26 protein-coding genes and 1 other RNA gene are annotated in these 20,028 nt (G+C 63.1%); 13 read left to right on the forward strand and 14 right to left on the reverse strand.

The genetic code is table 11. The features are described 5' to 3' along the window. Nucleotides 1-71: 71 nt before the first annotated feature. The 3 genes from Q0X62_RS10475 to Q0X62_RS10485 are packed head-to-tail and all read left to right on the forward strand — an operon-like array spanning nt 72 to nt 1,501. Nucleotides 72-389, forward strand: coding sequence for a metalloregulator ArsR/SmtB family transcription factor (locus Q0X62_RS10475; protein WP_297735179.1), 318 nt, complete (start codon nt 72-74; stop codon nt 387-389). Continuing rightward, nucleotides 382-819 (forward strand): SRPBCC domain-containing protein, encoded by a 438-nt coding sequence (locus Q0X62_RS10480; protein WP_297735182.1) that lies wholly within the window; start codon nt 382-384, stop codon nt 817-819. The genes Q0X62_RS10475 and Q0X62_RS10480 overlap by 8 nt, the downstream gene beginning before the upstream one ends. A 58-nt stretch (nt 820-877) precedes the next feature. Continuing rightward, on the forward strand, nt 878-1,501 hold the full coding sequence (locus tag Q0X62_RS10485) for a hypothetical protein (protein WP_297735184.1): 624 nt from the start codon (nt 878-880) through the stop codon (nt 1,499-1,501). Here Q0X62_RS10485 and Q0X62_RS10490 read toward each other — a convergent pair whose 3' ends face one another. Further along, nucleotides 1,502-1,729, reverse strand: a complete 228-nt coding sequence (locus Q0X62_RS10490; protein ID WP_297735187.1) for a ribbon-helix-helix domain-containing protein — start codon at nt 1,727-1,729, stop codon at nt 1,502-1,504. A 60-nt stretch (nt 1,730-1,789) separates the two neighbouring features. Then, the gene (locus Q0X62_RS10495; protein ID WP_297735190.1) at nt 1,790-2,581 is read right to left on the reverse strand and encodes a peptidoglycan-binding protein; all 792 of its coding nucleotides are present in this window, start codon (nt 2,579-2,581) and stop codon (nt 1,790-1,792) included. 126 nt (nt 2,582-2,707) lie between these two features. Between Q0X62_RS10495 and Q0X62_RS10500 the strand changes: the two genes are divergently transcribed. Together Q0X62_RS10500 and Q0X62_RS10505 are read left to right on the forward strand one after the other, a co-directional pair. Continuing rightward, nucleotides 2,708-3,376 carry a DNA-3-methyladenine glycosylase I gene (locus tag Q0X62_RS10500; RefSeq protein ID WP_297735193.1) on the forward strand — a complete coding sequence of 223 codons (669 nt, stop codon included), beginning with the start codon at nt 2,708-2,710 and terminating at the stop codon, nt 3,374-3,376. A 78-nt stretch (nt 3,377-3,454) separates the two neighbouring features. Next, nucleotides 3,455-3,760, forward strand: a complete 306-nt coding sequence (locus Q0X62_RS10505) for a hypothetical protein (RefSeq protein WP_297735196.1) — start codon at nt 3,455-3,457, stop codon at nt 3,758-3,760. A 16-nt stretch (nt 3,761-3,776) separates the two neighbouring features. Here the strand turns inward: Q0X62_RS10505 and Q0X62_RS10510 are convergent, their stop codons facing one another. Then, the gene (locus Q0X62_RS10510) at nt 3,777-3,950 is read right to left on the reverse strand and encodes a DUF4169 family protein (RefSeq protein ID WP_297735199.1); all 174 of its coding nucleotides are present in this window, start codon (nt 3,948-3,950) and stop codon (nt 3,777-3,779) included. 95 nt (nt 3,951-4,045) lie between these two features. Here Q0X62_RS10510 and Q0X62_RS10515 point away from each other — a divergent pair, with 95 nt between their 5' ends. From Q0X62_RS10515 to Q0X62_RS10525, 3 genes are all read left to right on the forward strand, one after another. After that, nucleotides 4,046-5,482 carry a hypothetical protein gene (locus Q0X62_RS10515; protein ID WP_297735203.1) on the forward strand — a complete coding sequence of 479 codons (1,437 nt, stop codon included), beginning with the start codon at nt 4,046-4,048 and terminating at the stop codon, nt 5,480-5,482. Next, nucleotides 5,475-6,872: a serine hydrolase gene (locus Q0X62_RS10520; RefSeq protein ID WP_297735206.1), complete on the forward strand. Its 1,398-nt coding sequence runs from the start codon at nt 5,475-5,477 to the stop codon at nt 6,870-6,872. The genes Q0X62_RS10515 and Q0X62_RS10520 overlap by 8 nt, the downstream gene beginning before the upstream one ends. A gap of 257 nt (nt 6,873-7,129) precedes the next feature. Next, nucleotides 7,130-7,651: a hypothetical protein gene (locus tag Q0X62_RS10525; protein WP_297735209.1), complete on the forward strand. Its 522-nt coding sequence runs from the start codon at nt 7,130-7,132 to the stop codon at nt 7,649-7,651. Between the two features lie 70 nt (nt 7,652-7,721). Here Q0X62_RS10525 and fumC read toward each other — a convergent pair whose 3' ends face one another. Then, nucleotides 7,722-9,116, reverse strand: coding sequence for a class II fumarate hydratase (gene fumC / locus Q0X62_RS10530; protein WP_297735212.1), 1,395 nt, complete (start codon nt 9,114-9,116; stop codon nt 7,722-7,724). Between the two features lie 157 nt (nt 9,117-9,273). Here fumC and Q0X62_RS10535 point away from each other — a divergent pair, with 157 nt between their 5' ends. Continuing rightward, nucleotides 9,274-9,612, forward strand: coding sequence for a RusA family crossover junction endodeoxyribonuclease (locus tag Q0X62_RS10535; RefSeq protein ID WP_297735215.1), 339 nt, complete (start codon nt 9,274-9,276; stop codon nt 9,610-9,612). Here the strand turns inward: Q0X62_RS10535 and Q0X62_RS10540 are convergent. Both Q0X62_RS10540 and Q0X62_RS10545 read right to left on the reverse strand, forming a co-directional pair. Next, the gene (locus Q0X62_RS10540; RefSeq protein ID WP_297735219.1) at nt 9,609-10,004 is read right to left on the reverse strand and encodes a hypothetical protein; all 396 of its coding nucleotides are present in this window, start codon (nt 10,002-10,004) and stop codon (nt 9,609-9,611) included. The two genes, Q0X62_RS10535 and Q0X62_RS10540, sit on opposite strands and share 4 nt — an antisense overlap. 70 nt (nt 10,005-10,074) lie before the next feature. Beyond that, on the reverse strand, nt 10,075-10,869 hold the full coding sequence (locus Q0X62_RS10545) for a hypothetical protein (RefSeq protein WP_297735222.1): 795 nt from the start codon (nt 10,867-10,869) through the stop codon (nt 10,075-10,077). 147 nt (nt 10,870-11,016) lie between these two features. Between Q0X62_RS10545 and Q0X62_RS10550 the strand changes: the two genes are divergently transcribed. Next, entirely contained in the window at nt 11,017-11,637 is a 621-nt protein-coding gene (locus Q0X62_RS10550; RefSeq protein ID WP_297735225.1) for a hypothetical protein, read from the forward strand. A 12-nt stretch (nt 11,638-11,649) separates the two neighbouring features. Here Q0X62_RS10550 and Q0X62_RS10555 read toward each other — a convergent pair whose 3' ends face one another. From Q0X62_RS10555 to ssrA, 5 genes are all read right to left on the reverse strand, one after another. Further along, complete coding sequence (locus Q0X62_RS10555; RefSeq protein ID WP_297735228.1) at nt 11,650-12,867, reverse strand: MFS transporter; 1,218 nt, start codon at nt 12,865-12,867, stop codon at nt 11,650-11,652. Then, complete coding sequence (locus Q0X62_RS10560; RefSeq protein WP_297735230.1) at nt 12,864-13,361, reverse strand: PaaI family thioesterase; 498 nt, start codon at nt 13,359-13,361, stop codon at nt 12,864-12,866. Before Q0X62_RS10560 ends, Q0X62_RS10555 begins: the two co-directional genes overlap by 4 nt. Next, nucleotides 13,358-13,849 (reverse strand): ClpXP protease specificity-enhancing factor SspB, encoded by a 492-nt coding sequence (locus Q0X62_RS10565; protein WP_297735233.1) that lies wholly within the window; start codon nt 13,847-13,849, stop codon nt 13,358-13,360. The genes Q0X62_RS10560 and Q0X62_RS10565 overlap by 4 nt, the downstream gene beginning before the upstream one ends. A 94-nt stretch (nt 13,850-13,943) precedes the next feature. Then, nucleotides 13,944-14,417 carry a hypothetical protein gene (locus tag Q0X62_RS10570; RefSeq protein ID WP_297735236.1) on the reverse strand — a complete coding sequence of 158 codons (474 nt, stop codon included), beginning with the start codon at nt 14,415-14,417 and terminating at the stop codon, nt 13,944-13,946. A 145-nt stretch (nt 14,418-14,562) separates the two neighbouring features. Continuing rightward, nucleotides 14,563-14,921: a transfer-messenger RNA gene (gene ssrA, locus Q0X62_RS10575) on the reverse strand. A gap of 342 nt (nt 14,922-15,263) precedes the next feature. Between ssrA and Q0X62_RS10580 the strand changes: the two genes are divergently transcribed. Then, the gene (locus Q0X62_RS10580) at nt 15,264-16,691 is read left to right on the forward strand and encodes a PAS domain-containing methyl-accepting chemotaxis protein (RefSeq protein ID WP_297735239.1); all 1,428 of its coding nucleotides are present in this window, start codon (nt 15,264-15,266) and stop codon (nt 16,689-16,691) included. A gap of 4 nt (nt 16,692-16,695) precedes the next feature. Here Q0X62_RS10580 and Q0X62_RS10585 read toward each other — a convergent pair whose 3' ends face one another. Together Q0X62_RS10585 and Q0X62_RS10590 are read right to left on the reverse strand one after the other, a co-directional pair. Then, the gene (locus Q0X62_RS10585; protein ID WP_297735242.1) at nt 16,696-16,860 is read right to left on the reverse strand and encodes a hypothetical protein; all 165 of its coding nucleotides are present in this window, start codon (nt 16,858-16,860) and stop codon (nt 16,696-16,698) included. Continuing rightward, entirely contained in the window at nt 16,830-17,762 is a 933-nt protein-coding gene (locus Q0X62_RS10590) for a DUF3667 domain-containing protein (protein WP_297735245.1), read from the reverse strand. Before Q0X62_RS10590 ends, Q0X62_RS10585 begins: the two co-directional genes overlap by 31 nt. A gap of 135 nt (nt 17,763-17,897) precedes the next feature. On the opposite strand from Q0X62_RS10590, the gene Q0X62_RS10595 reads away from it, so the two are divergent. After that, the gene (locus Q0X62_RS10595) at nt 17,898-18,329 is read left to right on the forward strand and encodes a hypothetical protein (RefSeq protein ID WP_297735249.1); all 432 of its coding nucleotides are present in this window, start codon (nt 17,898-17,900) and stop codon (nt 18,327-18,329) included. Between the two features lie 43 nt (nt 18,330-18,372). Continuing rightward, nucleotides 18,373-18,960 (forward strand): thymidine kinase, encoded by a 588-nt coding sequence (locus Q0X62_RS10600; protein ID WP_297735252.1) that lies wholly within the window; start codon nt 18,373-18,375, stop codon nt 18,958-18,960. A gap of 350 nt (nt 18,961-19,310) precedes the next feature. Here the strand turns inward: Q0X62_RS10600 and Q0X62_RS10605 are convergent, their stop codons facing one another. Then, entirely contained in the window at nt 19,311-19,685 is a 375-nt protein-coding gene (locus Q0X62_RS10605; RefSeq protein ID WP_297735255.1) for a VOC family protein, read from the reverse strand. Nucleotides 19,686-20,028: the final 343 nt, after the last annotated feature.

A 20,028-nucleotide genomic window follows, 5' to 3' on the forward strand; every position in this document is an offset into this window, starting at 1 on the left:
TCGGAGCGGCGCCTTGACATGCAACCATTCAGTATCATATATCCGAAACCAGATGGTTTCATGAGGTGGTTATGACGATCCAGGATCACGTGTTCAAGGCTTTGGCCGACCCGACCCGCCGCTCCATTCTGCTGATGTTGGCAGATGGTGACCGGACAGTGGGCGAGGTGGCGAGCCGTTTCGACATGACCAGACCGGCTGTGGCCAAGCATCTCAAGGTGCTGGGCGATGGCGGACTGGTCACGGTCGAGGCGCGTGGCCGTGAACGGATCAATCGCCTCAATCCGGAGCCGCTGGCGCAAGTGGCCCAGTGGGTCGCCCGGTTCGAGGTGTTCTGGGATGAGCGCCTCGCCGCCCTCAAGGCAGAAGTGGAAACGACAGATGACTGAAGCCCGTATTGAAAAATCACTCTTCCTGAAGGCCAGCCCGGAACGGGTCTGGGACTTTCTGACACGGCCCGAATTGCTGGCCCGCTGGTTTCACCCGTCCGACACCGAGCTGGTGCCGGGTGCCGCCTATGCCCTGCTGAGCAATAATGGTGGCGGGACGAAGGTGTGCTGGGGCGATGTTCTCGAGGCCGAACCGCCGACGCGGCTGGTCTACAGCTTCACCCATCAGTGGCTGGAAGGTCACAAGACCCGTGTGGAATGGACCTTGGCGCCGGTTGCCAACGGCACCTTGCTGAAACTGGTGCATGACGGGTTTGAAGGCGCAAAAACCGATATCTTCGAAAGCCTGTGTGATCACGACGCCGGCTGGGACGAGCATTTCGGCAATCTGCGTGAGTGCCTTGTTGAGACAGAAACCGCCCCGGCCTGATCTGCCGCTTGTGCCCCCGTATCGAGCGAGTAAGCTTATCGCCTGGTGCGGGGGTCACATGTCTGAATTTCAACTTCCTACGGCGAGCTTGCTCGCAGTCGCAATGCTGGGTGGCGGTGCGCTGGCAGCGCAGGATGCCAGACTCGATAGCGCGTATACGCGGATCGACGACGCCTGTTCCACAACCCAATTGCCGGATGAGCCCGTCTACGAAACCGTGTGTCCCGGCCATGGGGCGTGGACGCTCCACATCACTTCGGGAGAGCATGGCGCGGCGGCGGCCTATATTGGCCCGGACGGGACCCGATCCGAAACCGTCTACGCCCCGATGCGCGGCCTGTATGGCAGCTTCCATACCGTGCTTGAATGGCGATTGGAGGGTGGTGAGGCCTTCGCGACAATCCACCGGTACGTCCACTATAATCCGCCCGAATTGCTGGACACGATGGGCGGTGTCGAAGAGCCCAATACACTGATTGTCACCGCACTCGCAGCCGAGGGTGGCTATACGGTCTGCCCGGTTGCCTATATCGACGCGTCGACTTTGCCCGATGCCAACGAGATCGCCCGGGATGTCGCGGACCGGCTGTCGCGCGGTTGGGATTGCGGCAATGAGGTGGTGCGTTTTGACGTCGATCTGGAGTCTGTTGATGCCTATCTGGCGCGCGTGCGGATCAAGTAGTCAGCTTGCGTCCTGATTGGCATGGGCGCGCAGAGACCGAAGCACCCAGACACGCACCGACGAGGCCAGCGGTTCATCCTCACGCGCGGCATCAATCGCACCGACCAGGCTTGCCACCGAGCGGCCCTGCTGTTGGGCAATCCGGTCCACTTCTGCCCAGAAGTCCGGCTCCAGCGAGATGCTCGTGCGGTGGCCGGCCAGGGACAGGGAACGTTTGATGAGGGGCATGGGAACTCTATTCGAACGGGATTGAAAAACTGGCATGCCAGCTGGTCTTCGGCCAGCCGGTCAGGCATGTGCCTCGAGCTTGATACCGAGCTTTGACCAACTGGCCGGGCCGACAACACCATCGGCGACGAGACCGGTTTGTGTCTGGAAGGTCATCACCGCTGCCTTGGTGCCCGGACCGAAATCACCATCGATTCCGGTAGCGACACCGGCGTCGCGGAGGGCGAATTGCAGACGCGCCACGACCGGCCCGCGGGCGCCTTCGCGCAGAAGCGGGAAGGCGGCGGGCTCGCCGAACAGGGCGTTTGCCAATTCCGCCTTCGCCTTGACCAGATAGCGAATTCGGTCATCCAGACCATTCAGTCCGCCATTGACCGACCAGGTGGCGGCGATGATGTCGTCGCGATCGGCATGGTCACCAATGCCGCGCTTCTGCCAGTATTCGCACGCGATAACGAGGGAGAGTGCCGGTTCGGCCGCGCGATCGGGCTCAGCCTCCAGATCGATGCCGACAGTGGCACCCAGTGATTTGTAATTGGCGCGCCCGGTGAGCTGGATCAGGCCGCGGCCCTTGAAGCGCCTGCCGTCGCCCGGCTCGGTATTGCCGAGATCAGTGCGGCCTTCATAGGCCTCGCCGGAGGCAAACTCCTCGGTGGTCTGGAATCCGGCGCTTTCATGGGCGGTCTGGGCCAGGAAATGGGCAATGCGCAGCGGCGTGTTTATGGCGTAGCGCTCCAGGGTCCCTGCAAGGGCCTCGCCTGCGATGGCGATGATCTCGCCCTGTCGCTCACCGCGGGTCCCGGAAAAGCGCGGCGCAATGGCCCGCAGGGTGTCGGCATTGACTGGCAACATGGCGCGTCTCCGATCGTGTTCTGCAACCTTAATCCCGCTTTATCGAAAGCTCAATCTCCACGCGATTGGATGGGCTCTTGCGAAACCCCCGAGACACTCCACTTATGTCGCAGGGGAGAGAACTCAATGAAGACGTTTTCGGATATCCGTGCGCTGGCCACCCGGCATCATCCTGACCTTGAGGCGCGCCTTGCCGCTCACGCAGGCCCGAAGTCGCCGGATGAGCTTCGCGCCATACCCGATGATCGCTGGTTGGCCCAGATGACGCGATGCGTTTTTCAGGCTGGTTTTGTCTGGAAGGTGATCGAGGCCAAGTGGGACGGGTTCGAAGCGGCGTTCGAAGGCTTTGATCCGAACCGGATCAGCTTTTTCTCCGATGATGATATCGCGCGTCTGGTGTCAGACGCGCGCATCGTCCGCAATGGCCAGAAGATCATGGCCACGGTAGAGAATGCCCGCATGGTTGCCGACCTGTCCGCCGAGCATGGCGGCTTCGGGAACTTCATGGCGGATTGGCCATCGCATGACCAGGCGGGGCTGCTGGCGGTATTGAAATCGCGCGGTTCGCGCCTGTCGGGTATGACCGCCCAGTATTTCCTGCGCTTTTCCGGCTGGGATGCGTGGATACTGTCGGCCGATGTCGGCGCCGCCCTGGTGCGGGAAGGCGTGGTCGACAAGGCTCCGACCTCCAAGGCCGCGATCGCCAAATCTGCGTCGGCGATCGCCGAATGGGCGAAAGAGGGAGCTTGCTCGCAGTCCGAGGTCAGTCGCGTGCTTGCGCTCAGCGTCGGCTAGCGACTGTTCGTGCGGCTGGATATTGCGGCGGATTGGCGTCATCTGAGTCCTGTCACACAACTCGATGGTGGTGGCCTGATGCTGCGTTGGTACAAACCCCTGCCGTTTTCCAAGTTGCGCGTCAAAGACGTGCCGGACTTGCCGGGCGTCTATGTGCTTCTGCGCGATCCGGACGATATTTCGAGTGTGTTGAAGATCGGTCCCGCCCGCTCGCTGCGTGCGATGTATGAGCGCGAGCTGGCGATCCCGGACAAGGGCCGCGGCCTGCACCCGCAAGCGATGATGTTCGCCGAAACCTGGGCTGATGCCGAGGAAGCCCAGCGCTTGATCGTCGCCTACAAGCGCAAGCATGGCCGCGCGCCGGTGATGAACTCCCAGTGGTAGGAATTTCGGTTGGTCGCTAGTCGCGCTTCTTGCCGGCCAGCTCGGCCTGGCGTCGGGCGGCTTCAGCCGCCGCCGCGTCACGCAAGGCCTTGGGCGTGCCGTGGATGACGCGATTGGTTGCGGCGGTCTCCGCCTTGTCCCGGCGCGCCTTTTGTTTGCGGTATTGACGCAGATTGACGGGTTTGGTCATCCAGGCCTCGCGGAAGTCTTGCACAGTTCGTGTGCATCCAAATTCATCCCGGCAGCATCCTATCAACGGCTCGTGCGTTCGATAAGGAAAAACCCATGCTGGCTTCTGCCCTCCGCGTCCTGACGGCGCCCTTTCGACTCATCCCCTGGTATGTCTGGTTGGCCGCTGCTGCGGTGCTGGCCTGGCTGGGGCGAAATATCCTCCTGATCATCGCCACGATCATTGCCTTTCACCCGATTCCCGTCCCGCCGATTTTCCAGGGCGAACCCGAGACGATTGCCGAGGCGCGCGCCCAGGACCTTCGGCATTTCCATCATGTGCGACGCAATGAGCGCTCCATGGATGACGACATGAAAGCCCGCTTTGATGCGGCTGTCGACGCGCTGGAGGCCGAGGCGGCTGATCTGACCGACGCCGAGTTCCAGCTGGCCCTGGCCCGTGTCCAGGCGATCATCGACAATGGTCACTCCAATGGGTCGGCGACCCGCATGGTGGCGAGCTTCCCGCGCTTGCCGGTGCGCTTCACCTGGTTGGATGGCGAGCTCCGCGTGATGCGCGCCTTGCCCGACCAGCAAGCCCTGCTGGGCGCCGAGCTGACCCATGTTGGTGGCATTCCGGCTGACGAAGCCATGATGCGCTTCCGCGATGCCTTTGGCGGCGTTGATGCGAGCTTTGTGACCTTTGCGCCGCTCTTTCTCGATACCCCGGATTATCTGGCCGCGGTCGGCATCACGGACACGACGCTGCGCCTGCGCTTTGATGATGGGCGTGTGGAAGAGGTGAGCCTGTCCCCGGTCGAGCCGGTCGAGGGTGCGAACCGCTATTATTCGGGCGATCTGGTCCTGCCGAACTGGCGTGAAACAGACGATTGGCTGAGCGTGCGTCCGGCCGCCGAGCCGCTTTATCTGCAACACACGGACCGCGGCTATTGGTTCCAGGCCCTGCCGGACATGGACGCGGTCTATCTCAATCTGGCCCGCAATTATGATGATGAGAGCGGCGAGAGCCTGCCCGATTTTGTCATCCGTGCGGGTGACGAGATCGCGGCCATGGCCCCGTCGGTCATCATTGTCGACCAGCGCATGAATGGCGGCGGCGACCTGACCATCACCGAACCGCTGATGTCCCGCCTGGGCGAGATTGTCGGGCCCGATGGGCGCGTGTACTTGCTCACCAGCGGCAGCACCTTCTCGGCCGGTATCGTCAATCTGGCCATGGCCAAGGAAGCCGCGCCGGAGCAGGTTCGTCTGGTCGGGTCGGAGATTGGCGACCGTCTCCAATTCTGGGCTGAGGGCTGGTGGTTCTCGCTGCCAAACTCCGGTTTCCGGGCGCGTTACTCCACGGGTTTCTACGACCTGCAGAATGGTTGTGAGGGCCTTTTCATCTGTCCCTGGGGCAGTCTGCACATCTTCCCGGTCATCGTGGATGATCTCGATATCGACATTCCGGCTCCCATGAACTGGGACGATTATGTCGCGGGCCGCGACCCGGCCATGGAGGCGATCCGGGCGATCGAAACGGGCGATGAGTAGGGCGCGTAGCCGGGGTTACCCCTTTCTCAGCCTGACACTGGGACTGGTCGTGGCGGCGCTCGTCGCCACGGCGCTGCTGATGCGACCCGCCTGGTCGGGAAGCGAGCGTACGCCGGACTCGGCCGGCTTTGACCCGGCGCGCTTGACGGCGGTTCTGGTGGATCGTCACGAGGCGGCCGGTGTCCGGTCGCTCTCGGTAGCGGCCCGGGCCGGGGCTGATGGCAGGGTCCATCTGGCCCAGGCGGGTGCTGACACGCCGAACGCCGGGACAGTGTACGAGGTCGCTTCCCTGTCCAAGCCGGTCACAGCCTGGGCCGTGCTCGATCTCGCCCGCCAGGGCCGGCTGGATCTGGATGCGCCCCGCCATGCCGGGGGAGAGGAATTCACCCTGCGCGATGTGTTGCATCACGCGGCCGGGTTCGACAACGCCCTGGGTCTGGCGGTCGAACCGGTCGGGCCGCCGGGCGAGTTCGCCTATGCGGGGCAGGGCTTCATGTATCTTGCCACGGTGATCGAGGAGACTACCGGGCAGGATTTTGCCACCTATATGAATTCGGTTGTCCTGCCCCGGCTGGGGATGACCGACAGCGCGTTCGGGGCCGACCCGGACGCCGACCTGGCCCTGCCGGCCATTGATGGGGGCATTGTGCTCGCCTTCTCCCTGCTGGGCGCGGCGATCGTCTTCCTGCTGCCCGGCCTGGTCCTGGGCGCGCTCAGTGCCGGCCTGCGGCTGCGCCGGGGGCTGGTCATGTCCTTTCTGCTGGCACTGCTTGCGAGTCTGGCCGCGGGCGGTGGCGTGTTCGCCGCGCTGGCCTTGCCGGGCATGCAGAATCTCGTGCAGGTGGGACCATTCGCAGTCCTTTTCCTCGGTCTGATTGCCATTGCCTTCGCCCTGTGGGCAAGCGGTGGCCGCGGGGCCCGCGGGCTGGCGCTTCTGCCACTGGCCTTGCTGGTGGCGGTGGGCGTGATGCGCCCGCCCGTATCGCTGGCCGAGCGGCCCGCCATCTTCCTCGCTCCCGCGGGCCTGCGGGCGAGCGCGGCGGATTATCTGGCTTTCCTGGATACCGTCATGGCCAGCGAGGATCCGGTCATGGCGCGGATGCGCACCGACCTCCTGCCGGTGCAGGAGGACACGGCCTGGGGGCTCGGCATTGCCGTTGAAGACGGCGACGCGCCCTCGCTCTGGCACTGGGGTATCAATTATCCCGGCTACCAGGCGTTTGCGATCACCTGGCCTGAAACCGGCGATATCGCTGTTGTGTTAATGGCCGGCGGCGAGATGAGCGTCTCACCCGACGGGATGCGCTATTCAGGGCTGGAACTGGCGCTGGAGGCGCTGGCCGAGGCCGGGGCGCCGCTGCATGGGCGGTACTGGCAGGGTATCCAGTAGGCAGACACGCGAAGGGCGGCTCGACAAAGCCGCCCTCCGTTTGCCATCGGCGCGATTTCGGCCAGGTCTCGCGCTGCTCAGCGCTTCCGAACGGATGCGGGCGCCCCACTGCGCGTTGATGGCGATGTCAGGATTGGCGCTCGCGTCAATTCAGCTGGCCGAACGCGCTCAGCAGGCAATACTGTGGTAGACAAGCTTTCGGTGGTTGTGACCTGTTTGCCGCTGCCGGTTTGCGTCGAGCAATGGAGGTCATCGACTTGCTGATAGAGTTTAATCTGCGGGCCATTCCGGCCAAGTTTGCCGCCCTTCTTGCCGGGGCTTTGGTGTTGACGGCGCCTGTCAACGCCCAGCTTGATCTGGACGCTGCCGCCAGTGAGGACAGCCAAGCCTTTGTTGCCGCGTTCGAGCAAGAATATGGCGCCTATATCGACGATTATCTGCGCGTATTCATGGGCGAAATCAATTGCCAATACCCCTTCGTCATTGACGAGGAGTTCAATGCCTTGGCGGATGACATGCTGCGGCGTGCCAGCGAGCAGCTGGCGACCCGGATGGCCAGCCGGCTGTCTCCCGGCGAAATCTCCATGTCACCTGAAATGCTCGCCTACGCCGCCCGTCTGTCCGTTTTGTCGGTCGTTGAGGCTTATGCCAATCATCGCAGCGCCGAGTTCCAGGCCGAGATAGATGCTGACGAGGAATATTGTCAGCAAAGCGTGGAGCCCAACCGTGCCCGATATGCCGGACTTGTTGAGTTCATGGCGGCGCGTCAGCCTGACTAGACGCTCGATTGTGCGCGTCGTCAGGCTGCGCCATCTAGGCTTGGTTCGGATGAGATGATTTTGGCGATGTTCAGGTTTTCGGACCGATCATCTTTTCCGGACGCACGATCTCGTCGAACTGTTCGCCGGTGACAAAGCCCAGCTTCACCGCTTCTTCGCGCAGCGTGGTACCGTTCTTGTGGGCGGTCTTGGCGACGATGGTGGCGTTGTCATAGCCGATTGTCGAATTGAGCGCCGTCACCAGCATGAGCGAGCGCTCCATCAGGGCGGTGATATTGTCTTCGCGCGCCTTGATGCCGACCACGCATTTGTCGGTGAAGGTGTTGGCGGCGTCGGCCAGAAGGCGGATCGACTGCAGCACGTTGAAGATGATCACCGGCTTGAAGACATTGAGCTCGAAATGGCCCTGGCTGCCGGCAAAGCTCACCGTCGTGTTGTTGCCCATCACCTGGGCGCAGACCATGGTCATCGCTTCGCACTGGGTCGGATTGACCTTGCCCGGCATGATCGAGGAGCCCGGCTCGTTTTCCGGCAGGGCCAGCTCGCCCAGGCCCGAGCGCGGGCCGGAGCCCAGCAGACGGATATCATTGGCGATTTTGAACAGGGAGACGGCGGCCGAGTTCAGTGTGCCGTGGGCTTCAACCAGCGCGTCCTTGGTCGCCAGCGCCTCGAACTTGTTCGGCGCGGTGACGAATTTCAGCTTGGTCAGGGCCGCGACTTCCTCGGCGAAGGTCTCGGCAAAGCCGGGCAGGGTGTTGAGACCCGTACCGACCGCCGTACCGCCTTGCGCCAGCTCCAGCAGGGCGGGCAAGGCCGCCTCGATGCGACGGATCGCATTGCCGACCATGGCGACATAGCCGGAGAATTCCTGGCCCAGCGTCAGCGGGGTCGCATCCTGCAAATGGGTGCGGCCGATCTTGATGATATCCTTGAAGGCATTCGCCTTGTCGTTGAGTGCATTGTGCAGCTTCTGCAAGGCGGGCAGGAGGGCGTGGGTGATTTCCTCGGCGGCGGCGATATGCATGGCCGTCGGGAAGGTGTCGTTCGACGATTGGGAGCGGTTCACATGGTCGTTCGGATGGATCGGATCCTTCGAGCCGACCACGCCGCCCAGCATCTGGATGGCGCGGTTGGAGACCACTTCATTGGTGTTCATGTTGGACTGGGTGCCTGAGCCGGTTTGCCAGACAGACAAGGGGAAATGGTCATTCCACTTGCCTTCCGCGACCTCGAGGGCCGCGGCGGCAATCGCGTCCGCCTCGCGGGCCTCCATATTGCCCAGCTTCTTGTTGGCCAGGGCCGCGGAGCGCTTGACCACGCCCAGCGCCCGGATCAGCGGGACCGGCATGGTCTCGGTACCGATCGGGAAGTTGATCAGCGAGCGGGCGGTCTGCGCGCCAAAGAGTTTTTCGGACGGGACTTCAAGCGGGCCAAAGCTGTCGGTTTCGGTGCGCATCTCGCTCATCAGGGGAGGCTCCTTGCAGCGCCATGGGCGCGGGTCGATGATGGTGACGGTTGATTCGAACGTGTATCACTCGCACATGAGCGATCAAGACGATGATGCGCATCGCCGCGGGGGCAAGGCGCAGAACTGGGTTGGACGAGGGAAGGTTCAGGCACACATGTCTGGCGACGAACTCAATTTGCGTGTCGATGCGGTCACGACCCAGACCCGGCGTTTCAAATCGCTGATCGGGGAGTTCTTCCGTCTGGAATTCAAGCGGGCGCGGCCGAAATGGGGGCCGTACGAAGTCTGTATCGAGATCGAACGGACTCCCAATACACCAACCCATGATGTCGACAATGTTGCCAAGGCGGTGCTCGACGCGCTGACCGGTGTGGTCTTTCATGATGACAGCCAGGTCGAGCGGCTAATTGTCACGAAGATGGACGGCGATCGTCCGCGGATTTCGGTGACGGCGCGTCCGATGCAGGAAGTGCGGGTGCTCGAAGACGCCTAATCGTCCGCCGCGAGCAGCCAGCTCATCGCTTCGGGCTGATTGCTGAAGCTCTTGAAATCCTGAAGACTGTCCTTGTCGGGCATCAATTCCCACACCGCCACGATTGGTCGATTGCGGTCATTCGGCACGACCCAGGCAATGCGTTCCTTGCGGGTTCGGCGTGCGCGGGCAGCTTCGAGATGCGGCAGGATTTCTTCCGCCAGAGAAGCCATGTCGATCTCGCTCAGATCGACATTGTGATCGACGAGGACGAGGCGAGGTTTGCCGCCGTCCCAATGTGGGGAGCCCAGAACCTCCACGTCGATTGCGATGACGTCATCCGCATTGACTGACCCGGTGATGGTGGTTTCGAAAAAGCCCGGCTCCGGCCGGTAATGCGTCTGAAACGCCATGTGGCCCTCGCCCTTGTGCCTCAACCGATTGTGGTTTGTTGCAACCGTAATGACAAGCGAAACCGCGTTTTTACTCCGGTCTGCTTGACGGTGCAGGCTCGGAGTCGCGCAGCGTCAGATCATAAGGACAAGTGGCCGGTGCTTGAGGGGCGTCTCGCACACCCATGTCCACAAGTCGCTCAAGGACGGCGTCGACGGCGTCAAGCAGGATTTGGTGACTTGTGCGCGCCGACTGATGAAGATTGGCGAGATCCATCAATGCGTCCCGCAGCCCCGGCGCCTGACGCATCGCGCCGATGTCGTAATCGGTCGCAACAAAGTATCGAATGGAGTCATCCCAGTGTCGCGTGGTGTAGGGTGTGATGGGATCAATCGTGTAATAGGCTCGTTCGATCTGGTTGAGTGAACCGACGGACGCGGTTCCGATGCTTTGCGCGGCCAGGATGCGCCCGCGCAAGACGCTATCGCTGATCATCGCGACCAGATCGCCGCCGATCAGCGCGCTCGTATTGCCCTCCATGACCAGCCCGGGCTGTACGACATGGCTCATGGGCAAGGTGGAAATGACCGCGCGACGTTCCGCGGGTGTCAGTTCGGCTCCATCGATCTCATGGATCAGGTCAACCAGGCTCGCCGCAATCGCCGCTTCACCATCGACCCTGCACAGCAGCAATTCCTGGTAAATCGCATAATCGTCGGCAATGCCCTCAAGATAGGACGTCTCGATCGAGCGGCGTTTGCTCTCGTCATAATAGCCAGTCAACTGGAAGCCGGCGGCGACACCGATCACGACGATGAGAAACTCGATGGCGACGGCAAACCAGTTCTGGTCCGATACGTGGCGCTTGAGTCGGCGCAGGATCATGACGTCTTCCCCGGGCAGTGAATTTCTCACCATAAAGACAATTCCCGCGGTCTTGGCCAGCCCGCGGCTTTCGCTGGAATGGCGGATCCGGGGCTTGCCCTTGCTGCACTGTCAGGCTTTCCTGATGGTCTTCAGGGGGAGTTTGAGATGAAGCGCATGAGTTTGGCGGCCATTCTGGCCAGCGGTCTGGGTCTGGGTGCTATCGCGATGGCGCAGGACGCTGTCTATACCTACACCGATGAGCGCGGCAGCTGCACGGGACAGGAATTGATGTCCGAGGATGAGCGGCCCAGCTATATCCAGTCCTGCGACGGAGTGGGTGACTGGACCTGGTATTCCGTCTCTGGTGAGCACGGTCAGTCGTCGCGTTTCAGCGATCGGCAGGACCCCGATATACGCGGTCAGTATGGCGGCTATGTCGGCAATTTCGGTCAGTATCACACGGTGATCGAATGGCGGGTGAGCCTCGCCGGTACGCCCTATGCCACCATCCATCGCTATATCTCGGCGACGTTCGAGACCGGTGATGCGGAGCGTCAGGAGACCCTGATTGTCACGGCGTTACGGGCCGGCGAAACACCGACCTCCTGCCATATCGGTTATGTCGATGCGTCTGCCGTACCGAATGCCAATGCGATTGCCCGTGAGATGGCGGACCGTCTGGCTGCCGATTTCGATTGCGGGAGCGGCGAGATCTGGGTGGTGGATGCGGCTTCGCCCAGCCTCGACGCCGCGCTTGCCAATGGATCAACCACGCGCGCCTATTGACGCCGGTTGGGCCTAGCCGCGACCGCCTGCGAGTCTGGCCGCTTCCGGTCGCGCGCGCAGGCGGGCCATGGCCCACACGCCGATTGCCGGGCCGATAGCCAGCGGTGCGAAGGCCCAGCTCCAGCCCACCCAGTCGATCCACAGGCCCAGTGCCTGGACCATGATGACGGTCAGCGCGAAGCCCATCGCGGTCTGCAGGGTCAAAAGCGTGCCGGTGCGCTCGGGCGGGGCGAGCTCGGTGATGGCGGCTGAAAACTGGGCACTGTCGGCGATCACCGCCATGCCCCAGACGATGAGGACCGGGATCATCAGCCAGGGCGAAAGTCCGAAAAGCGGGCCGACCAGAAGTGCACAACTGCCGGAGATGGCCAGGGCGATCATGGTGATGCGGGTGCGCCCGAGGCGATCGGCGAGGCGTCCGGCTGCCAGGCAGGCGAGAGCGCCACTGGCGACGACGGCGAAGGCGGTGAGATCGCCCAGCCGCGCACTGCCATCCAGGCGCTGCCAGTAGGCGTGGGTGAAGGGGCCGATCCAGGCCCACATCGCATAGAGCTCCCACATATGACCGAGATATCCCAGATTGGTCAGGCGCAGGGCCGGATCGCGAAAGGCGAGCGCGACCGCACCCGGGTCGAAAGGTGCTGCCGGGCGCAGGCCCGGACCACCGCGGGCGAACAGGATCAGTCCGGCGGCGGCGAGCGCGGCGATGGACGAGGCGGCGAAGGGCAGGGTCCAGTCGCTGACCTCGCCTGCCAGGTTGAAGGCAAAGGGCAGGGCCGAGCCCAGGGTCAGCGCGCCGACCAGGAGGCCGACCAGAAAGCCGGCATCGCCGCGCGCCCAGCTGGCGGCCAGCTTCATCCCGACCGGATATACCAAGGCAAGGGCGCCACCGGCGACCGCCCGGCTGGCAATCATGCCGAGCCCGCCGGGCTCGAGCTGCAGGGCGAGCAGATTGGCCAGCGCGGCAATGATCGCGCCGGCGGCAAACAGGCGTTGCGGTGGGAAGCGGTCGGCAAGACCCGTGAGAGCGCTGGCCAGCGCGCCGATGACAAAGCCGAGCTGGACACTGCTGGTCAGGGCCGCCTGGCGGATCGGGTCGATCTCGCTGGATGCGATCAGGGCAGGCAGGGCCGCAGCCCCGGCAAACCAGATCGACAGGGCCAGGACTTGTGAGGCCGCGATCAGGATGAGGGCGGTTGTCTTGCCGGTCGGGGCCGGTGCGAGGGTCACGATTTCGCGGCTGGCTTGACCCGGCGGACCTGGCAGGTGGCGCTGGTGCGCGCCGCGATCGAGCCGGACGGTGTCCAGATCGTGCCCTCCATGAAGGCGACCCGTCCGCCGATCCGTGTGGCCTGGCCGCGGGCGCGGCAGGGCTCCACCGGCAGCGGATCGAAATAGCTGGTCTTGATCTCCAGGGTTGGCACGCCGCAGGTAAAGCGTTCAGCGACCAGTACGGAGAGGGACATGACCTCGTCCATCATCGCGGTGATGATGCCGCCCTGCACGCTGCCGCGCAGATTGGCGAGCTGCGGCGTGGGATGGAAACGCGCATCAATCCAGCGCTCTTCGACCGAAAAATCGATCAGTTCGAAGCCGAGAAGGGTGGAAACATTGGTGCGCACGCCGCGCTGGGAAAGTCGGTCGCGTATGTCACCGTCACTCAGCGGCTCCGGTGGCGGTCCACCCGCCAGGTCGGGTGCCAGCAGATGAGAGGGTTCACTCACTTCTTGCGGAAGCTGTCGAGGCTGACCACCTGGGCCCCATCGCCCTTGTCGGCACTGCCATTATCGGTCCCGGTCTTGCCCTTTTTCGGCTTGGGATCATCATCCGGGAAGCTGGCCTCGTCTTCGCTGCCTTCATGCTCGAACTGGAGATGAAAGCCGACGCTTGGGTCGTGGAAGCGGGAGATCGCGGAATAGGGCATTTTGAGATATTTCGGCACGCCGGAGAATTTGAGCGTGACCTCGAAACCGGTCTCCGTGACATTGAGGTCCCAGAACTGGTGTTCCAGGACGATTGTCATCTCTTCCGGGTATTTCTCCAGCAGGGTCGGGTCGATATCGACGCCCGGCGCCGTGGTGCGGAAGGTGATGTAGAAATGGTGCGGACCGGGCAGGCCTTCCGGCGCCTGGGCCTTGAGCAGAGCCTGGCGCACAACACCGCGAAGCGCGTCCTGCGCCATCAGGTCGTAGCGCATCAGATCCTTGGCCATGTCATACTCCCCCATCATACGTCCGGAAGGGTACTCCAAGCCTCAAGCAGGTCAACGAGTAAGGGCTGCGCCATTGCACATGGAGACAACGGTGTCAGCGGGATGTCGATGCACGGATGGGCGGGCAGGCGGTCGTGAACGCGTTGGCGCAGTCCGGTCCGCAATTGCGGGCGGTAGCGCCGCACTGTGGTGGGTGCAATTCGAGCCAGAATCGGGCGGCGTCGGTCGTGTCGAAACATCCGGTCAGGAAACCCGCTTCCGCCAGCCGGGTCCGGAACACCATGGCGCCCGGGCTTTCTGCCAGTCCGGCGGGACGTACGATCGCAAGGGCCGTGCGTGCGGGGATGAATTGCAGAAAGAACTCCGCGATATTCTCCGCGCGGCCCTGGTTGGAAAAGGCCGCCGTGCCGACGAATTCCAGCAGATAATTGACCGGACGGCCGGACGTATTGTGTTCGGACAAGCGTTCCACACCGGTGAGAAGGTCGGCCCATTCCGCATCGCTGTCGAAGCGAAGGAGGAGTGTGTGGTTTTCCAGTCGGTCTATCAGCGGGTGAGCGTGCGCCATGGCGTAACCTCGCAGACAGAAAGAACCGGCCCAGCGCCGAAGGTTTTGTCAGCGTACTATATTTCGCGCGCAAGTCAATGGGCCCGGCAATAGTATTTTATAAGCCATGAGGTGGGGTGGCGCGGTTCGGGTCCGGCCGCGTGAAAGTGGAGGCTTCTGTTGCCAGGCGCCTCCGGGCCCCGCCTATTCCGGCTAAAGGGAATAGGAGTTTAAAGCGAAGTCATTCGCACCGCATTACGCAGCGAGAGCGACCTCTTCAGCAAAGTTGTCGTTGGCAACTCTGAAAATGAGCCTGTAAGGGGCCTCACCCCGGCGAAAGCAATCTTCTTTACCCGTCCGTCGATCCTGTTTCGGCCCCAAGCATGTCCGCCAACGCAGAACAGTTATGGTGGAGCCGCCGGGTACTGCCCCCGGGTCCGGTCCGGTTATTACAAGCGCGTTTATCGCCATAGTCGGCAAGCCGACACCTCTAATATAGGTGAGGACTGTGGCGGATTGAAGGGGCAAGCCCAGCGGTACACGACGGCGCAGTCCGGGCGCGCCGGTTTTGGAGGCGCCGGGACGCTGGGTTTTGCGCCAGCAGGGTTGTGCAGGTTCCGGTCTTCGCCTTTCGGAATAGTTTTGATCTGTATTATTTGCATCCTGAGATGGAGCAGATTTCGTCTATAGTTGGAAATTGGTAACTACATGTATTGACGCATTTTTAGGATTTTTTTCGTTTTGTAATAAAATTATCGATGGCGTTGCGGGGCGAAATGCCTGCCCTGCCTAGTGAGGATTTTCACGATGAGGCTTTTTGGGTCTGAAAACCGTGCAGTGTTGGACGCTTTTGGCAAATCCTACGCAATGATCAGCTTCAAGCCTGACGGAACCATCGTCGGCGCCAATGACAATTTTTGTCGGGTTCTCGGCTATGACGCCGCCGAGATTATTGGCCGCAATCATCGGATGTTCCTGTCCGAACGCGATGCAAGCTCCAGCGACTATAGTCAGTTTTGGGATGCATTGCGCGCCGGCAAGTTCTACGCAGAGGAAGTCCGCCGTGTGCGCAAGGACGGTGAGACCGTCTGGATCCAGGCCACCTATAATCCGGTGCTCGACAGCGCCGGGCGGGTGAAGCGCGTGGTCAAGCTGGCCTCGGACATCACCGAGAGCCGGGTCCGCCGTTTCGCCTTTGAGAGTACCATAGAGGCCATTGAACGCTCCCAGGCGCTCATTCGTTTCGATCTGCAGGGCAATGTTCTCTCGGCAAACGCGATTTTTGGTGAGACCCTGGGATATGACGCCGGTGAAGTGGTCGGGCGTCACCATTCCCTGTTTTGCCATCCCGATTACGTAAGGTCCCCGGCCTATCAGGAGTTCTGGAACAGCCTGCGGAGCGGCGAATTCCAGTCCGGCGAGTACCGCCGTATTCGCAAGGACGGAAGTGATGTCTGGTTGCAGGCGACCTACAACCCGGTCTTCAATCTCGCTGGGAAGCCGGTCAGCGTGGTCAAGCTGGCCGTTGACGTTACCGAAGCGGTAAGGGCGAGCCAACGTCGTGACCAGGTGCGCGAGCAGGTCGGTCGGGGTCTGGAAACCGTGACGCGCAATATCGCATCGGCTGGGCAGAAAACGGGCGAGGCCTCAAATTCTTCCGGCAAGGCCGCGCAGATGGTGCAGAGCGTGGCTGCGGCAGCCGAGGAGTTGTCAGCCTCCTTCCAGGAAGTCGGGCATCAGGTTACCGGCGCTCTCGATGTCACCCGGCAAGCAGTCACCGAGACGCAGGAAACCGCGGCGGTGATCGATACCTTGTCGACCGCGGCGCAATCGATCGGACAAGTGGTCGAGCTGATCAACTCGATAGCCGAGCAGACCAACCTGCTCGCCCTCAATGCCACCATCGAAGCGGCCCGCGCGGGTGAAGCCGGCAAGGGTTTCGCGGTCGTGGCCTCGGAGGTCAAGAACCTGGCCGGCCAGACCGCCAACGCCATCGGGAATATTACCAAGCAGATCACGGCGGTCCAGGACAGCACGGTCGGGGCGGTCCAGGCGATCAGCCGGATCGGCGGCGTCATCGGCCAGATCGAGGACATCGCGGCAGGTATTTCGGCGGCGGTCGAGGAGCAGGTCGCGGTTACCCAGGATATCAGCCGCAACATGGGCGAGGCCGCGTCCGACGTCTCCAAGGTGTCCGACGCCGTCACAGACATTGCCCGCGGCAATGAAGAGCTTCAGCGCTCAGCGGAGGAGATCGCGCAGGCCGCTCACTCTCTCAGTGACAAGGCGGCCTGAGCCGTCAGAGCAGTGGGAGAAACATCAGGGCGAAGATCGCGGCGGTGATCGCGGCGGAATATCCGGCCAGCTGGATCGGCAGGCGCAGCAAGGCGCCATACCAGCTCGATCCGTAGAATTGCCGGTCGGATATCCAGATCAGCCCGGCCACGGCGATGATGGCCGCCACGGCCAGGGGAAGGCTGATCGCCGCGATATCCCGGCCGCCAGATAACCGATCAGCAGCATGCCGGCATAACCCGGCAAGAGCAGCGCATGGAAATACAGCGACAGGATCACATGCTCGATCAGGGTCCGCCGCGGGTGGAGCAGAAGGTTGAGCAGGGCCAGGGCCACAACCATCAGGACCAGCGCCTGGGCCGCGGCCGCAGAGGCGCGGGCCTCGAAGCCGGCGGGGTCGCGGATGGCGGTGATGAGAAGCTGGGCAAAGGCGTCGTGCAGGCCGACCGTCCGTATGTCCTCCTCCATGCAGGCCTGTGTCGCATCATCAATGACCCGCGCCTCCGGCGCCTGGCCCCATAGCATGGGCGTGATTGCGATATCGGTGCCCCGCGCGAAGACGAGGCGCCCGTCTGCGGTGATCTCGTCGGGCCCGGGCAGGACGCCGCAGCTCATGGGGGCTCTGCCGGGCGCGTAAAGCTCGGCATAGGCTGCAATGTTTGCCCGTCGGGCCGCGATGTCCCCGGCGCTCTGGCTGCGGATGGTGTCACCATCGGGTGACAGATAGACGGCGATCGGCCGCACCCCGCCCAGGCTCATGGCGGCGAAGAAGGCGAGGCTGACCAGCAGGTAGAGCCGGATCGGGGGCGTCCATCGGGCCCGCTGACCATCGGCATAGGCGCGTGCCAAACTGCCCGGTCGGGAGAATAGGGCGCGCAAGGTGGACAGGAAACGCCCGTCCCATACGAAAATATCGCCAATCGTGTCCGTCGCCAGCACCAGGATCGGGCGGCGGATTTCCGTGCTCGACTGGCCACATTGCCCGCAAAAGGGCCCGTCGAGCGCGGCGCCGCAATTGGCGCAACGCTCGGCCATTGTGGCATCGCTCCCGGATGTAGATGAACTGGTCATGACTGGCCCCCGGGGATCATCTAAGCGGGCAGCTGGCCGGGGCGCAACAAGCTCGTGGAGAACGCACGTCGGATCGCTCTGGTCCGCGCGCCATCGCGGCTCTATCTTTGAGGGGAGCCGCAAGGAGATCGAGACGTGGGACGTGAAACCAATCCCTTCAACCTGTCATCGGTCTTCGCCATCGCGATCATGGTGCGTGCGGTCTACGCTCTGGGGGTCTGGGCGCTCGGGGTGTTGGTTGTCGCCGGCCTGGTCACCACCGGACCGGAAATGACGGTCTTTTTCCGTGCCGGGCCGGTCTGGATTCTCGCGCCCTGGCTGCTCTATGTACTCGCCTATGGCCTCGCCGGCGCGATGATCTGGCGCGGCCGGACCGATCTGGCCCTGCTTGTCTATGCCGGTGGCTTTGCGATCGATACCGCGATCTGGATCGCCTATACCTCGGTCTTCCTGCCGGATGTGGCGGCGACGCGGTGGACGGTCATCGCTGATCTGGTCACAAATTTGTTCGATCTGTCCGTGCTGGTCTGGCTGGCCATGCTTCGCGTGCGCAGATCCGCGACCTGACAGAGCCGATTTGCGCGGCCCGGAATCGCGCTAGCAAAGCGCCATGTCCAAGCTCTACTTCACCTATTCCGCGATGAATGCCGGCAAGTCGGCCATCCTGCTGCAGGCGGCCCATAATTACGGCGAGCGCGGGATGGAGGTGATGTTGTGGACCTCGGCGCATCATGCCGACACGCCGAATGCCAGCATGGGCGCTATCGAGTCGCGGATCGGCCTGCACGCACCGGCGCATATCTTCGGTGAGGAGACCGACCTCTTCACCGCCATCGCCACCCGCCAGGGCGAGGGACCGCTGGGCGCCATCTTCTTTGACGAAGCACAATTCCTCACCGCCGACCAGGTCCGCGCCCTGGCCCGCGTCGTTGACCAGCTCGGCCTGCCCGTCCTGTGCTATGGCTTGCGAACGGATTTTCGCGGCGCGCTCTTTCCCGGCTCGGCCGAACTCCTGGCCCTCGCCGACCATTTGCGCGAAGTGCGCACCATCTGCCATTGCGGCCGGAAGGCGACCATGAATCTGCGCCGCCAGGCGGACGGAAGCGCCATCGCCGAGGGCGAGCAGGTTGCGGTGGAGAAGTCGGATTACGTCTCGCTCTGCCGCAAGCATTTCTTTGAAGCGTTGGCGGGCGGGTGAGGGAAGGTTGGTGCCCCCAGTGGCCCATCCCGCGCCTACAGCGCAAACCACCCCATAGACCGCTTGTCGAGATCTCGCCGTATCCGCTTCTTCAGGTCAAGGGCGCGTACGCGCCGCGTCGCGGTTTCACCCTTGAGCTGAAGAAGCGGAGACGGCCTGCTGGCTGACAAGCGATGTATGGACAGCCCTGCGCGCAGGCGCGCTGGATCCACAGGCCGGGAGTCAGCTGTCAGACGCCGATTGGGCACGGGCCCCGGGCAAAGGTTGGCAGGCACGTCCTGGTCCGGCGCTCACGGGTCAGGCCTCCCCACGCCGGGCGGGGGGAGGCCTTATCCACGTGCGTTCCGGGCTTAGCCGCCCATCGTGAACACGTTCAGCTTGTTGCCATCGGGGTCGCGGAAATAGCCCGCGTAGAAAGTGTCGCCGCGGGGGCCGGCGGGGCCTTCACAGGTGGCGCCGAGCTCTTCGACGGCCATCTTGTAGACCTTGTCGACCTGTTCCTTGCTGTCGGCCTGGAAGGCCGCCATGACGCCATTTCCGACGCTGGCCGGCTCGCCATTGAAGGGTTTGGTCAGGCCGATGCCGGCGCCGCCGCCGGGCTTGCCCCAGGCGATGAAATTCTCGTCGCCCATCATCCGTCCGACGCCGAATTCGGCGCACAGCTTGTCGTAGAAGGCGGCGGCCTTTTCCAGGTCATTGGTTCCCAGTGTCACATATCCAAGCATTGTGGTGTTCCCTCTATGTTCCGAGGCGTTTACCCTACACGAAAACCGGGTCCAGGCGAGTCCGGATTGGGACTCTCCTGACAGGACGGGGGGCGTAGCCGGGCGGCTGATTGCCGGCGGTGATGGGTGCAGGCATGCGCGTCCAGCTCCGCACGCGATTGCGGCGGAGGTGGGAGGAAGCGGGATGCCGGCGGACACCGGGGTGTCCGTGTGGCGGGTCTGCGGTGTCCGTGGTGTCCTCGGCATCCCGCTTGCGGAGTTTTCCCGGGCTGTCTCCACCCCGATTCCAATGCGCCAGGTAGATGGGGTCGGTCGTTTAGTGCCCCGCGACCCGGTCGCACGC

Source organism: uncultured Maricaulis sp. (assembly GCF_947259345.1).
In the GTDB taxonomy this organism is placed as follows: domain Bacteria; phylum Pseudomonadota; class Alphaproteobacteria; order Caulobacterales; family Maricaulaceae; genus Maricaulis.

What these genes read in the sequence shown, in the direction of transcription:
- Q0X62_RS10475 (WP_297735179.1), top strand. Translation starts at nt 72, where the DNA reads ATGACGATCCAGGATCACGTGTTCAAGGCTTTGGCCGACCCGACCCGC.
- Q0X62_RS10480 (WP_297735182.1), top strand. Translation starts at nt 382, where the DNA reads ATGACTGAAGCCCGTATTGAAAAATCACTCTTCCTGAAGGCCAGCCCG.
- Q0X62_RS10485 (WP_297735184.1), top strand. Translation starts at nt 878, where the DNA reads ATGTCTGAATTTCAACTTCCTACGGCGAGCTTGCTCGCAGTCGCAATG.
- Q0X62_RS10490 (WP_297735187.1), bottom strand. Translation starts at nt 1,729, where the DNA reads ATGCCCCTCATCAAACGTTCCCTGTCCCTGGCCGGCCACCGCACGAGC.
- Q0X62_RS10495 (WP_297735190.1), bottom strand. Translation starts at nt 2,581, where the DNA reads ATGTTGCCAGTCAATGCCGACACCCTGCGGGCCATTGCGCCGCGCTTT.
- Q0X62_RS10500 (WP_297735193.1), top strand. Translation starts at nt 2,708, where the DNA reads ATGAAGACGTTTTCGGATATCCGTGCGCTGGCCACCCGGCATCATCCT.
- Q0X62_RS10505 (WP_297735196.1), top strand. Translation starts at nt 3,455, where the DNA reads ATGCTGCGTTGGTACAAACCCCTGCCGTTTTCCAAGTTGCGCGTCAAA.
- Q0X62_RS10510 (WP_297735199.1), bottom strand. Translation starts at nt 3,950, where the DNA reads ATGACCAAACCCGTCAATCTGCGTCAATACCGCAAACAAAAGGCGCGC.
- Q0X62_RS10515 (WP_297735203.1), top strand. Translation starts at nt 4,046, where the DNA reads ATGCTGGCTTCTGCCCTCCGCGTCCTGACGGCGCCCTTTCGACTCATC.
- Q0X62_RS10520 (WP_297735206.1), top strand. Translation starts at nt 5,475, where the DNA reads ATGAGTAGGGCGCGTAGCCGGGGTTACCCCTTTCTCAGCCTGACACTG.
- fumC (WP_297735212.1), bottom strand. Translation starts at nt 9,116, where the DNA reads ATGAGCGAGATGCGCACCGAAACCGACAGCTTTGGCCCGCTTGAAGTC.
- Q0X62_RS10535 (WP_297735215.1), top strand. Translation starts at nt 9,274, where the DNA reads ATGTCTGGCGACGAACTCAATTTGCGTGTCGATGCGGTCACGACCCAG.
- Q0X62_RS10540 (WP_297735219.1), bottom strand. Translation starts at nt 10,004, where the DNA reads ATGGCGTTTCAGACGCATTACCGGCCGGAGCCGGGCTTTTTCGAAACC.
- Q0X62_RS10545 (WP_297735222.1), bottom strand. Translation starts at nt 10,869, where the DNA reads ATGATCCTGCGCCGACTCAAGCGCCACGTATCGGACCAGAACTGGTTT.
- Q0X62_RS10550 (WP_297735225.1), top strand. Translation starts at nt 11,017, where the DNA reads ATGAAGCGCATGAGTTTGGCGGCCATTCTGGCCAGCGGTCTGGGTCTG.
- Q0X62_RS10565 (WP_297735233.1), bottom strand. Translation starts at nt 13,849, where the DNA reads ATGGCCAAGGATCTGATGCGCTACGACCTGATGGCGCAGGACGCGCTT.
- Q0X62_RS10570 (WP_297735236.1), bottom strand. Translation starts at nt 14,417, where the DNA reads ATGGCGCACGCTCACCCGCTGATAGACCGACTGGAAAACCACACACTC.
- Q0X62_RS10580 (WP_297735239.1), top strand. Translation starts at nt 15,264, where the DNA reads ATGATCAGCTTCAAGCCTGACGGAACCATCGTCGGCGCCAATGACAAT.
- Q0X62_RS10590 (WP_297735245.1), bottom strand. Translation starts at nt 17,762, where the DNA reads ATGACCAGTTCATCTACATCCGGGAGCGATGCCACAATGGCCGAGCGT.
- Q0X62_RS10600 (WP_297735252.1), top strand. Translation starts at nt 18,373, where the DNA reads ATGTCCAAGCTCTACTTCACCTATTCCGCGATGAATGCCGGCAAGTCG.
- Q0X62_RS10605 (WP_297735255.1), bottom strand. Translation starts at nt 19,685, where the DNA reads ATGCTTGGATATGTGACACTGGGAACCAATGACCTGGAAAAGGCCGCC.